Source organism: Cyclobacterium salsum (assembly GCF_010119245.1).
Classification (GTDB): Bacteria; Bacteroidota; Bacteroidia; order Cytophagales; family Cyclobacteriaceae; genus Cyclobacterium; species Cyclobacterium salsum.
Genome location: NZ_WNKG01000006.1, coordinates 258,351 through 271,452, shown reverse-complemented (window position 1 = coordinate 271,452; position 13,102 = coordinate 258,351). Strand labels below are relative to the sequence as shown.

The 13,102-nt window shown below is 44.9% G+C and carries 7 protein-coding genes; 4 read left to right on the top strand and 3 right to left on the bottom strand.

Going from position 1 to position 13,102, the window contains the following annotated elements; all coding sequences use genetic code 11:
- Positions 1 to 132 precede the first annotated feature (132 nt).
- The 3 genes from GJS45_RS12445 (at position 133) to GJS45_RS12435 (ending at position 3,558) form a co-directional block, all read left to right on the top strand.
- Positions 133 to 1,716: a toxin-antitoxin system YwqK family antitoxin gene (locus GJS45_RS12445; protein WP_162342170.1), complete on the top strand. Its 1,584-nt coding sequence runs from the start codon at positions 133 to 135 to the stop codon at positions 1,714 to 1,716.
- 47 nt (positions 1,717 to 1,763) lie between these two features.
- Positions 1,764 to 1,931, top strand: a complete 168-nt coding sequence (locus GJS45_RS12440) for a Lacal_2735 family protein (protein ID WP_162342169.1) — start codon at positions 1,764 to 1,766, stop codon at positions 1,929 to 1,931.
- Positions 1,932 to 2,088: 157 nt separating this feature from the next.
- Complete coding sequence (locus tag GJS45_RS12435; protein ID WP_162342168.1) at positions 2,089 to 3,558, top strand: DUF6600 domain-containing protein; 1,470 nt, start codon at positions 2,089 to 2,091, stop codon at positions 3,556 to 3,558.
- 65 nt (positions 3,559 to 3,623) lie between these two features.
- Here the strand turns inward: GJS45_RS12435 and GJS45_RS12430 are convergent, their stop codons facing one another.
- Both GJS45_RS12430 and GJS45_RS12425 read right to left on the bottom strand, forming a co-directional pair.
- Complete coding sequence (locus tag GJS45_RS12430; RefSeq protein WP_162342167.1) at positions 3,624 to 4,550, bottom strand: sugar phosphate isomerase/epimerase family protein; 927 nt, start codon at positions 4,548 to 4,550, stop codon at positions 3,624 to 3,626.
- 106 nt (positions 4,551 to 4,656) lie between these two features.
- Complete coding sequence (locus GJS45_RS12425) at positions 4,657 to 6,372, bottom strand: Ig-like domain-containing protein (protein ID WP_162342166.1); 1,716 nt, start codon at positions 6,370 to 6,372, stop codon at positions 4,657 to 4,659.
- A gap of 218 nt (positions 6,373 to 6,590) precedes the next feature.
- On the opposite strand from GJS45_RS12425, the gene GJS45_RS12420 reads away from it, so the two are divergent.
- Positions 6,591 to 8,090, top strand: a complete 1,500-nt coding sequence (locus tag GJS45_RS12420) for a hypothetical protein (RefSeq protein ID WP_162342165.1) — start codon at positions 6,591 to 6,593, stop codon at positions 8,088 to 8,090.
- On the opposite strand, the gene porU2 is transcribed toward GJS45_RS12420, so the two are convergent.
- Positions 8,079 to 13,091: a putative type IX secretion system sortase PorU2 gene (gene porU2, locus GJS45_RS12415; RefSeq protein ID WP_235954736.1), complete on the bottom strand. Its 5,013-nt coding sequence runs from the start codon at positions 13,089 to 13,091 to the stop codon at positions 8,079 to 8,081. The two genes, GJS45_RS12420 and porU2, sit on opposite strands and share 12 nt — an antisense overlap.
- Positions 13,092 to 13,102: the final 11 nt, after the last annotated feature.

The window sequence follows — 13,102 nt, the reverse complement described above, 5'->3', positions numbered from 1 at the left end:
GCGCAATCCGTAAGACCATATTAAATTAGTAAACAAACCCATGAAATCGAGCATGACGCAAGCGACCCGCAGAGGGATGATTATCAAACATGCGAGATTCCATTTGACCGTTAAGAAGCAAATTATAGACAAATGAAATACGTAATTGCCGGTCTCCTTACTTTCTTTTTTTTGGATTTTGCTTTTGGACAAGGCCAGGTTGTAAACCTGTACAACAAAGACTCCACCCTCATGGGAAACGGTGTAATGGTAAACAACAAGATGGATGGACTTTGGAAGTTTATCATTCCAAAAACTCAAACACTTCTCCAGCAGGGGACCTTCGATAATGGTGTAAAAGATGGCCAATGGATCAGCTATTATTCCAATCAACAAAAGCGCATTATCGCCGAATATAAAGACAACCGTCTAAATGGTGCTTATCAGGAATTTGATCTCGGAGGAGCTCTGGTAAAAGAAGCCGTATACCAGGACAGTGTGCTAATCGGCCCCTACAAGGAGTACTACGGCAATCAAACCCGATCAGAATATGTCGACCCGAAACAGATAAAAACCGAAGGAAACTACGTAGATGGAAAAAGATCCGGGAATTGGGTTTTTTATTATGAAAATGGTGAAAAGGCAGTAGAAATAGCTTACAGAGAGGGAATCAAAGATGGGAGTTATAAGGAATACTCCCCTTATGATGAGTTAATTGTCGAGGCAAACTACGAAAACGATCAACCTCAGGGTGATTTTAAAAGATACTCCCCGTCTGGAAGGATTCAGGAGGAAGGAAAATACAAGGACGGAAAGAAAGTTGGGGAATGGATCCAGTATTTTCCAGATACCAGAATAGTAGAATCTGAAAAAAACTATGACCAATCCGGAAATAAAACCGGAACCTGGACCTATTATTATGAAAACAGAAGGACCGCCCGGATCGAAAGGTATGAAAACGACATTCCGGTGGGACTTTGGGAAGAGTATTTTCCGGATAAATCAGTTTCCAAAAAAGTGACTTATGACCTGGGAGTACCGGTCGGCGACTATATCGAAAACCATAATAATGGAAGGCCATCGGTAAGAGGACAATATGAAAATGGTTTTCGCACCGGTATTTGGAAAAGTTACTACCCCGAAGGCAAATTGTATTCCATAGGCGCGTATAAAAATGATGTTAAGTCCGGATTATGGAAATACTTCAATAAAATCGGGATATTAATTGCGGAAGGTAACTATCAGCTTGGAAATGAAGCCGGGCAATGGTTTTACTATTATGATGGTGGTCAGCTGAAATCGGTAGGAAGCTATTTACTAGGCAAGGAAGACGGTATGTGGGGGCTTTTTTATGACAACAAACAACTCACACAGGAAGAGTCCTGGGAGTTTGGCCGACTAATGAATGTCACGGAGTACAATTCTTATGATGGCTCCCAAACGCTGGACGCAGGCACCCTTAAAGATGGAAATGGCACCCGTATAACCTATTATATCAATGGGCAGAAAGAGTCCGAGGGGAATTACCAGTCTGGAAAACCAGACGGCACCTGGAAATATTATCATGACAATGGGAGATTGGCCTCCGAAGGTCAAATGGTAGAGGGGCAGAAGGAAGGAGCCTGGAAATACTATACCCGGTCAGGTAACCTGGAGGATATACTAAACTTTAAGGAAGATGAAGTAGTCCCCGAAAACATGCCAGAAGAAAGTGATTTGTTCCAGGATTTTAATTAAATCCAAACAACCAGCTACCAATCCTGTTGTATAGTCAAAAAAAAGATATGTTTGGATTATTCAAAAAGAAAACAGAACTGGAAAAATTACAGGACAGCTACAAAAGCCTATTAGAAAAAGCGCACAAGGCTTCTCATCAAAATCGTAGCCTATCCGATAAATTAATGGCCGAGGCAGAGGAGGTAGCAAAGAAAATTGATATATTGAAAAAATAGCTGTTTTAAATACAGCTTAATATTCTTTAATTACTCATTTTACCAATTTATTTTTTATTTAATATTCAAAATTCGAATTATATTTTTGTTTTTTACCGATTTTGAAACATGGTACACTTATTGTCGTATGTAGGTATACAACCAATTGTTAGGTGCCATGAAAACATACAAATTGAATTCATCCCGGCTAGAGAAAATCTCCTGGTACGCCTTTCTGCCCCTGTTGCTATTTATACTTGGGGTTACTAATGTAAGCCAGGCGGCTCCCGTAGCCGTTTCTTTTCAGGTATTTTATGACGAACTCAGTCCCTATGGAGATTGGGTGGAAGATCCACATTACGGATTTATATGGATTCCTTACGCAGAAAGGAATTTCCAGCCCTACCGTACCAATGGCCATTGGGTGATGTCCACTTATGGCAACACCTGGGTCTCTAACTATGATTGGGGATGGGCACCTTTCCACTACGGCAGGTGGTTTTTCAGCGATTTTTATGGCTGGGCCTGGATCCCGGGCTATGAATGGGGTCCTGCATGGGTCAATTGGAGATCCGGTAGAGGCTATTATGGTTGGTTTCCATTGGGGCCCAGAACGCGATTCTATGCATCCGTCCATTATCCGGTTTATTCACACTGGGTATTCGTGCCTAGAAGAAGGTTACTTAGCAGGAATATCTATCGGTATTACCTTCCCGGAAGAAATGTAAATCTCATATACAATCAAACGACGATCATCAACAATACTTACGTCTATAATAACCACCGCTATGTGGCCGGACCTAGTAGAAGGGAATTGCAGCAGGTGACGAGAAGAAATGTACCTGTATTTGAAGTACGAGAAGAGCGAAGACCCGGTAGATCCGCTATTGCGAATAACAGCGTACGCCTTTATAGGCCTGACGTTCAAACACCACAGGCAAGCAATAGAAGGCAGGTTGCTTCCAGACCAAAGAATTATATACCCTCTAGAGAGTATACTGCCCGCAGCAATCAGCAGGTCAGTTCGGAAAGACGAGTTACGCAACCCAGCAGTACTACTGGAAATAGGGTAAGGTCAGAAGTGCTTCAGAATAACCCTATTCCGGATAGCCGCTCTGCCAATCGTTCCGTAAGACCAACTGGAAGATCGAGTGCGGCATTGGATCAAAGCAGAAGAACCGTTGCCCCAAATCGGTCAATGGACCGAAACAATCAGGTATCGGGGGCCAGTAAGGCAAACAGGAGTGTGCAAACAGCTCCGGAAAGCCGCAATGCGACCATCAATCGCCGAAATAACTCATCGGCTTCCCAAGCGGTGCGGCCCACGCCATCTTCGCCACGGGTGACGAACAGACCTTCCCCCGCCTCAGTGCAGCGACAGGCGAGACCCTCCACACAAAGGATGCAGTCGGGCAGCCCCTCCCAGGGAAGGGTAACTAAATCCACTCCCCGGTCCAATACATCCGTAAGGAGATCGGCTCCGGCCCCGGAAAGTAGGAACGTCAGGCGCAGCACGGCACCTAGTCCTACCAGAAGTTATCAAAATAATAGAAGGAGCGAATCGCCCTCACGGGTAGCACCCCAGACGCAAAGAACCCAACGAAGTGCCCCATCAAGCAGGAGTCAACGTTCCCGGAGGGATAATTGATAATACCTTTTTCAAAACAGAAAAGGCGGTTGGTAACCGCCTTTTCTGTTTCTAACTATTCCCTTCTAGATAGATACTTCCTCAACGGCACCTTTCATCTTCATTAGTCCCGTTTTCGCTACCTCGAGCGGATCTTTTTCCCAGTAAACCGGATTGAACAGCTCCAGAGAAAGTACTTTATCTCCCCCCATCCGCTTCAAGTCCGCAATAATTTCCGGTAGAGGAGCTACTCCGTCTCCTGGATAAACCCTATCTTTGTCTTGCTGCTGCTCTCTGGGTATATTAGCCGGGTAGTCATTCATGTGAAAAACCTCTATGGCATTTCCATGAATCAATTTCAACCCTTCGAAGCCCGAACCTCCACGAAATAAATGGTAGACATCGGGAAGCAGTCGGGTATCCGGGTCGTTGGCCACCGCCGCTACCATTAGCACCTGGCCCAAGTGGTGAAAAGGGGCAAATGCTCCCCAAAATTCCAATTGCGGCATCACTCCTGTCTTTCTTCCCAGGTTCAGCAAGGCCTTGTATTTTTTCCCAGCCATCATCAAATCAACAGGAGCCTCCGCACCAATACCCGGCGCAGCTACTCGGTTACAACCAATTTCAGCCAGCATATTCATCTCCGCTTCCATTTGCTCAAAGCCCTGCTGACTTGTAGCCTCGTCTGTTGCCATCCACGGAGCAAATCCAATTGCATTCTCTACCTTAAGCCCATTATCCTGAATTAGATGCCGAAGCTCCGCCGGAGGATGCCCCTCCGCGAGATATTGCTTTACATCTTCCACCCAAACTTCTATGCCATCGTAACCGGCTTCTCCGGCTAATTCTATGTATTTACGAAGTCCTGGCTTCTGCCCCCGGATGGTGCTGGTATTCAGACAATAACGGAATTTAGCTATTTTAGCTGATTGGGAGAATGAAGTGGATGGAGCTAAAGCCGCTACAGCACCAAGCCCCAACCCTTTTAACAAATTTCTTCTACTGGTTTTCATATGTACTCGATTGGCAATTGGTCTTGAATGGATTGGAAAGCTGCCTTTCAGGCCGTTAAAACTACAAAATATTTCCACCAATTCAGTCTGGGTGGTTCGTCTAAACTCAAAACTTTTTAAATTTAAACGTTTGTCCCCCTACCTTTACAAGGTAAATACCCTCCGATAAGGAGGCTATTTCAATCCGAACCGAACCGGGAACCGGGTTTTCGATGGACACCAGGTCCGTGCAGTCATTGCCGGAAAGGTCTACTATTCGAATTTCACTTTCACAGAACTGCAACCCATCTATCCTGATTTCAGTGGTAGCCGGGTTGGGATAGAGCACTGTCCTCTTTTCCCTCAGACTAAAAAGCTCTGCCGCCCAAATTTCAGAATAGCTTGATTGCCCGTCCCGATCTACCTGATGTAGCCTGAAATACATTCTGCCATCCCCCTGAACCGGAACAAAGTGGCTGTAGTTTACCTGAGTAGTCGCATATCCCACTCCATCCACTTGGTCCAGTACCTGCCATTTCTTTCCATCCATAGAAGATTGGATGTCGTAGTAAGAAGCGTTTATTTCACTTGCCGTTGCCCACTTTAAAGCGACTCCCCTATTTTCTATTACATGACCATAGAAACGAACCCATTTCACCGGCAGGGTTACCTGATTCACTTCGATCGTTACAAGTGCTTCATCACATTGCAAGCCACCATCTCCGCAAATTTCATAGGTAAACTGATCGGTTCCGAAAAATTCCGGGTCGGGCGTGTATTCGATCGCTCCGGTGTCTGAATTGATGGATAGCGTCCCGTTTTGGGGTCCTGCCAATATACTTAGATAGGCGGGATCAAGGATTTCGCCAGGCAAATCATTATCCAAAACAGTTAATACCACCGGTTCTTCCTGATTGGTGAATCCTTCGTCATTATTTGCCGCCACAATATCAAAAACGCCGACTTTGTAAGCTGCGAAAGCGAGGTCACTGCTGCCATTTAAGCGATAGCGCAAACTTTTAACATCCTGGTAGTTTCCCATATTAATGCCAAAGGATTCTAGTTCCGCTACCCATAGTCGGAGATCCCGGGAACTTTTGGTAAAGGCAGCAGAATTACCATCCAGTTCGTAAAAATCAGCTGACCATTGCCCTAAAATATCAATGGTCGTATGATTGATGCTTAACGAATTTCCTACTTGATTTCCATCTTCATCGGTAAGAAAAATTTCATCCAAAGCAGCACTTGGATCAGCAAACTGGGTCACCAGAATATCTGGAATACCATCGCTTATTTGAGTGGGATCAATGATGCCCGAAAAATCAAAAATCACATTGCCAGCGGCTAAATTTGCTACGCCTGTACCGTAATCCAGCCCTTGAAGCCCATCGGTAAGAAAGGCAGAGAGATTGGGAGGTACGGCAAATGGCGGGGGATCTGAAATGCCGCCATCTACCCCATCGTAAAGCTGCGCCAACCCAATATAAGTCCCGGAACTTTTTGGCTGAATATTTCTGACTGGAAAGGCCTGATAAATCTGTTCGGAATGGGGAACACCTTCAGACACCAATCGTCCATCATCCACACCGGTCGAATAGACCGTTCCCTGCCAGGTAAATCCCAACAAATGATGTGAATCATCCGGCTGCACCGGATTAATAGCTCCCACAGCGGAGGTCCAATACCCATCAAAATCAGTATAAATACGGGTCGCTCCCCCGTAGGTTTGGCCGAAATTATCCAGTGGACTTACAAAAATGAACAATAGGAGATACCCAAAACCCTTTATTACTGAAAGATTTCGTTGAATAAATAAATTTATTAACTTGATCACAAAGACCATCGGTACCTTTTTTTATCTTCCCTTCCAACCAATGCATACAAAGAAGTGAATTTCTTATAAAAGAAACTGCTGATAATACCTTTATAGTACAATAATTATTTGAATTAGGATATAAATTTACATAAAAAACAGGCAATATTCATAAATAAATTGTATAAATTACAATCTGATAAAAGAAGGTTTTTAGTGAGTAAATGCATTCAACCAGCAATTCCCAAATGGAAGAACGAGATACAAGAAAGCAAACGGCTCCCAAAAAAGAAAATAAATACCCTTTGACAGGACTTGCCATACTGGTTAGTTTGCTGATGGGAGCATCCATTGTTAGTTTTTGGAAATTCGGGTCCTACCTCAGCCCCGACACGCTAAGTTATTTGCGAATTATCCATGGCTTCCCAAACCTCCTAACCTCTTTATCTCCTTTTTATCCCTTCCTGCTGGATCAGCCCCCCTTATCGTTCCTGCCACTATTTGAAAAAATTCTGATCCTAAATGTGATCGCGATCGGTTTATCCCTTTGGATGATTTATAAAATCGCCTTGCATGCTGGGAAAAAATTCTATTGGGTACTTTTGAGCTTCGGGTTGAGTTTGTTGTCCTGGTGGTCCTTTCGGGTGCTAGGCAGTGCGCATGCAGACAGCGTATTTTACGTGTTTTTGTTGATTTGGCTCTACTGGTTCGTTTGGGGAGATCAGGAAGAAAAATACTATTTTCCAGCGATGGCTATTCTATCGGCATTATTGATCTGGGTGAAACTGAACGCCTTGTTTCTCATTCCTCTTTTGATCATCTGGACGCTTATTTCCCGAAAAAAAGGGTGGCTCCTGGTAGCATTCTCCTGTCTGATATCCTGGGTGGGTTACCAGTGGGCCATACCGGAAAACATTCTACATTTTCATGTAACCCAGCCAGAGGCGAAGGGGATCGGGGCATCTTTGTATCTCTTTTATGAAAACCTCGCCACCTGGATGCAGGTTACCCTGGGATTGTTTATTTCAGACACGCTGAGTCAATACATCCCCAGAGCACTGGCCTTCGCCCTGGGAATCTGTTGGGTAGGCTTTTTAGGGTTATTCCTGGTATTTCACCAGGGAAAAAGAGAAAACAAGCTCTACCCCCTGTTGCTTTTCGGAGGTGTTTATTCCCTGTTTTTTCTTGCCTTCCAGCAATGGACCGGATATAAGGAGGTCAATTCCCGGACCTTATTTCCGTATTTGTTAGTAATTTCCTGGGCTTTATGGATTGTTCTCATCCGGACCGAAAAGAAGCGACTATTGCTCGTACTGGCCCTTCTCATCGCTGGCCATACTTTCACCGGACACTTGCTACTTTGGAAAAGAGACAGCGTTTCCTCCCTGACAGAAGCAAAGTCTTTTCATCACAGTAACCTCAAAGACAAAATTGCCTCCATGCTTCCTCAGGAACATGCGATCATTCGGACGGATTATCCTGAAAAACTCATGCTCTCATTTATGGATCGGGAGGTAATACGCCTGGATCCTGCTTTCCGATTCGTTGATGGAAAAAATGAGCCGATAAGTGCTCCCGAAAGAAAAAAGGAAAAAGAAATGGCCCTGGCCTCTCTTATGGAAGGGAAAGAAGTGTTGGTAATTTTCAAACCGAATTCCTACTGGAAAAACGTTGCTGAAAACGACTCGGTATATGCTCTGGTTGAAAAAGACGTACTCATTTTGGTTGGGAGTACGTTACCGAAGTAAATACATTTTCCCATATCCCTTTTTAAAGGCTCTATCTCCGGCACTTTCCCGTAACTCCATAAACTGACCATTTTTTCGGACCAACACCCGGTAAATGTACACCCCGTTAGCCAACTGATCTCCAAACTCATCTTTTCCATCCCAGGCATAGGAGGAAATATTATTGCCAATGGTCACCGGTCCCAGCTCATCCTGAAAGATTTCCTTGACCACCTTTCCACTAATCGTCATGATCTGAATTTTTATTTCATCCGGAATTTCAGATCCGGTGAGCGTAAATACAAATCGTACACTGCTGCTAAAGGGGTTGGGGTACGGATAAAAATGGGTAATCCGACTTTCATTAATAACTTCAAAGTTTACCTCATAAGGCTCGGACCCGGCTGCATTACCCGATGCATCCGTCGCATTGATACGAAGGGTATACCTCCCATCTTCCAGCGGGCCCGGTTGATACTCAATTTTAAAATCCGAATTCTCGGTGGCTTCAAACCATTTTACCTTCGGATTACTAAAGGGTACCCGTTCAAAATCACAGGTTTCACAGGGTTTACGGATCCACAATTCCATGCCAACCGTATCCTGTTTCAAAGAAATCTTATTTTCATCCTTGACCAATGCGGAAACAATCACCGTTGGGGATACAATGTCCCCGTTCATGATATACCTGCCATCAAAACTAACGTCAAGTACAGGGTTTAAATCGTCCCCCTGAACCGTAAAAAAACCAGGTAAATCCAGCACATTATTTCTGTAAAACTGCTCGGAAAAAATCCTCGGGTTGGCAAATACATTCAAGGAATTTTTGCCCGCTTTGCCTTTGGAGTCAAAAGGTATGGTAAAGGTCGCTGCGGAATCAGCCTTTACGGCAGGAATTTTTTTACTGCCCGTAACAAGGGTGCGTTGATCCTGATTTTGATAGGCATAAGATACGGTAATGGAATCCGGGAAATCGTGTTTCGAAATATTTACAAAATCGAATTCCAGTTCGTCTTCTTCTCCCTCCCGAAGTAGCGATTCCGTTCGCCGATCTTTCAGAACCAACACTCCCTCCGGGACTCCGGTGTAATTCACCTGCCATTTGGACAGTTGCGGCAATTCATTCTCCTCCAGCTCCTCGAGTGCATACCTCAATCGGAGGAAAGGGTAATTTTCAGCATCAAAAACAGATAAATCCACCTCCTTTTCCTGAATATTTGAACGTAAGGACACTTCCCCACCATCCGGAGTAACTCCCACTACGTCCAAACTGCTAAATTCATTGGCTAGGAGAGCATTTTCGTTGATTTCATTGAAAAAACTGACCCAATCAGAAGCCGGCCCAATCCGTGGTGAAAGAATTCTTCCGGAAGGAAAATAACCGGTAATGTCAGTCTCGAAGGTAATCACCTGAGATTCCCGGGGAGAAATTGCTTCGGGATCCGGTACCACCTCAATGGCCTCCCCCGGGGCTATGCCCTTCCGGCCAAATAAAATGTATGGATCACCGGACTGTAAATTACGCAAGGTGGCTTCATTGGCCCCTAATTCTTTTAATTTAAGATAGGCCTCATCCGGCCAGTCCGAAAAAGTTACGTTCCCAACTGAAAAAATAATCACATAATCATCGGCCTTCATGCCATCCACAAAATCCAGCAGCATGGTCTGTCCCTCCCTGACGATATTCGCATTTCGAATACTTTGGATTACCTGAGGAACCCGACCGCAGGACCTTGGATCCAGCACATCTATGGTAACCAAAGGTACTGGCAAGTAGGGTTCTAGCGTTTGGTGGTCAAAAGCCATCAATCCCAGCGAACCATTCGGGCAAAAGCGATTGAAGGTATCCAAAATGTAGGAAACTCCGTTGAGCATAATTTGCGTATTTTCCACGCTATATCCCTCTGTTTCTCTTCCAAACGTAAATACATCTATATTCAATGCCGTTTCCTGAAACTGCCATTCTTTCTCAGACAAATTGAGACGGATACGGTCCAACTGATTTTGGGCAAATTGGGGGAGTTTTCGCTGTGTCCAGCCCTCCGGTCCCTTGTCTATATAGGAAAAACTACTTTCATTCCAGGCATCATTTTCACCCTCTCTTGGGTTTAGAAATCGTGTACGCCAATAAAAGGTAACCGAGTCCTGAAGGGGCAAATCAGAAAATAGGTCTACTTCCCAGCTGGCGAGATTATCGGTAGTAATCCTCACCTCCCTTCTTTTAGGGCTGCTAAAATTTGCAGCCGTATCCAATTGGATGACCATGTTCCGTTCTTCTCTGGCCAGACCCGGCATCTGGGCAATTAACTCCAAAGAGCGTTCGCTAACGATCCCATATTCTAGCGGAAATAAATTAAGCGTCCCACTCAAAGGAACAAAAAATGATACCGAAACCGAATTATTGGCATAGGTCAATTCCTCCAATTGGCGTTCCTTATTCACGGACAGGGTAAATACATTATCCCCGAATGAATTGATCCCCCTGTTAGGAATGGTCAGAAATAGACTATCCTGTCTGAAAACGGGCTTTAAATTCTCGGTTTCCATAACCACCACCGAACCATCCGGCAACCTCCTTTCGATATCCAAGGTCACCGAATCCAGGGATGCCCGCCCCAGATTTCGTACCAGCAGGGATAATTCCAGCGAATCAGAAAGGGAATTCAACGGATCCCCTCCTACACCCTGAAGCTGAACTTCGTCCTGATAGAGGACATAATCCGCTTTTTTTGCAGGAAACATCCGAACCGCAGGATCTCCCAGCATGATTATCTGGTTGGCATGTGACTGGTTCACCTCCGAATCACCGTATCGGGAATAAAGTAATTTTTCCGCCTCTATTTTTACCTTTCCCAAGCTTTGGTGGATCAGTGAAGAATCAGCGAAGGCTTTCGCATAAAAGGACTCGCTATACCTTCTCAAATACACATCAATCCCAATGTCGGCATGGGCGAGAAAATTAGAAGCGCCTCTTTCGGGTGTTACGATCCAGTCTTCGCCAAAAGTGTAAGCGTCCCCATAGGCATTCCCTGCATCACAGCCATTCAATAATAAAACGGGATATTTTCCCTGGTTTCGATACCCCATCTCATTGACGCTTACAAATCCAATGTCAATATCCGTAGTGGAAGGTGCCGCGTGACCAAAAAAGGTTACCAGTCCAACCCCCTCATTGATTTCATCCGAAATATTGATAAGCTCTGTGGTTGAATTGGACCGCTTCCGGACCGTTTCTACCTTTCCCCCAAGGTAAATATCTTCTGCCACTGCTTTAAACCCGTTTAGAAAATTAAAAAACCGCTCCAGTTCAAAGGCGGAGCGTCCCCCACTGAGATGAATGAGGTTTTTTTGCCAGGGTTCGCTGACACCTAGAGCATCCTTTACCTTGACCTTATCCAGATAGGCCGCCACATCGTCCGGGGTCTTTGCTGGAATCCGGCCAATACCAATTTGCTGTTCCAGCGGAGCTTCCGGGTCCAGCCCTACCGCGTACCGATTGTCGGAGTAGGGCAGACCAAAAGCAGGTATCAATTCCTGAAATCCAAAAAGGGAAGGATTATTGCGATAATAATACGTCTCTCCTCCTTGTCTTCGGGTATTGATCATTCCATAGGCTCTTCCTATTAACAGCAAGTATTCGGGATTAAAGCGGCTTTGGTAAACTTTCAAAAAATTACGAATACCTAAGGGCGTTTTTTCTCCATAAGAAAACTGATCGTATAACTCCTGAACGGTAACCGTCAAGGTATCAAAACCACCACCGGCTGGAGTTGCACGATAAGACGCATAAGCACTTACCGGATCACCATAATTGGTGGCAGGCCTCTTGAGAAGCTCGTGGGAGATGATCAGGTAATTGGCATTTTGATCCAAAAAATTCCGGAATCGCACCCGTTGTAAAACATTAGGCTCTATGACCTGCTCCATCCTTTGAACCAAGACTTTCCCCGACCTTCCGCTGACACCCGCTGGAAATTCCAACGTACTCCCCGATTGGGCCAATTCCAGTTTTATTGGGTTGTAAATATCCTCTATTTCAAACGCAACATAACTTTCGTTCACATCGGGTACACTTATCTTTTTTCCACCATCCTCATAGCCAAAGAATTCTTTATCAAAATCTCCCGGGCTTATCGCCGTCTGATAATTTACCCTGGCATAATTGATGGAAATGTTATCCACTGCATTATTTTCTCCCAAAGAAGTAATACGGATAAATACGTTTCCGTCCGGGGAAAAGTCTGAAACGCGCAAATCCTCTTCAATAATCCTACTTTGGAAATCCGAAAAGCTATATTGACCCAATTCCCTCAATGCGTTGACTGAAGGACCTACTTGTACCGACGATAAATGGGGCGTTTCGGATCTGCCCAGCAAGCTTAATTCCATCTTGGGAGTCCCCTGACCCACTACCCTGCCCAGGTCGGTAAACGCTATGGACCTACTCGAACCCCTTGACAGGATTGAAGATGTCCATCCCTGTCCCTGATCATACACTGACAACCTTACCCCAGGAAAATAGATTCTCCCCATCGCATACTGCTCGGAATACTGGATCAATTCGGATTTTTGGTAAGAAGCCGCTTCCTCCATACCGCCATCCATTGAAATCTCGCCCATCCGGCTACCCATTTCTCCGGGAGAAATGGTTAAAAAGTAGGCAGTAGTATCGTTATAGGTGTTGTAATATGGATTTGGAATCCAGTCCGGGTTTTCGTACAATCCTTCATCCAGACTGGCATCATTTCGCCTGCCGACAAATTCCAGGTAATCAACCTGATCAAAGCTTCCATCGGCTTCTCCCTGAATAGTTACCGCCACTTCTTTCCCTCTGTGGAACACCCGGATTTCTCTTGGGTCAATTGACGCTACCGGAATACCCGAAGCAGAAAGCGTGGTATAACTCAATCGGTACACCCCGTCGGTAGCCGTAGGTATTTTATAATAGTCCCGATCATAATCAATCCATTGGTTGACCTGCCCTTGTACCAGAAAGGGAATGGAAATCAAACCTATAATCAAATAGCATTTTC

Coding starts and splice junctions, on each gene's coding strand:
- GJS45_RS12445 (WP_162342170.1), top strand. CDS start 133: ATGAAATACGTAATTGCCGGTCTCCTTACTTTCTTTTTTTTGGATTTT.
- GJS45_RS12440 (WP_162342169.1), top strand. CDS start 1,764: ATGTTTGGATTATTCAAAAAGAAAACAGAACTGGAAAAATTACAGGAC.
- GJS45_RS12435 (WP_162342168.1), top strand. CDS start 2,089: ATGAAAACATACAAATTGAATTCATCCCGGCTAGAGAAAATCTCCTGG.
- GJS45_RS12430 (WP_162342167.1), bottom strand. CDS start 4,550: ATGAAAACCAGTAGAAGAAATTTGTTAAAAGGGTTGGGGCTTGGTGCT.
- GJS45_RS12425 (WP_162342166.1), bottom strand. CDS start 6,372: ATGGTCTTTGTGATCAAGTTAATAAATTTATTTATTCAACGAAATCTT.
- GJS45_RS12420 (WP_162342165.1), top strand. CDS start 6,591: ATGGAAGAACGAGATACAAGAAAGCAAACGGCTCCCAAAAAAGAAAAT.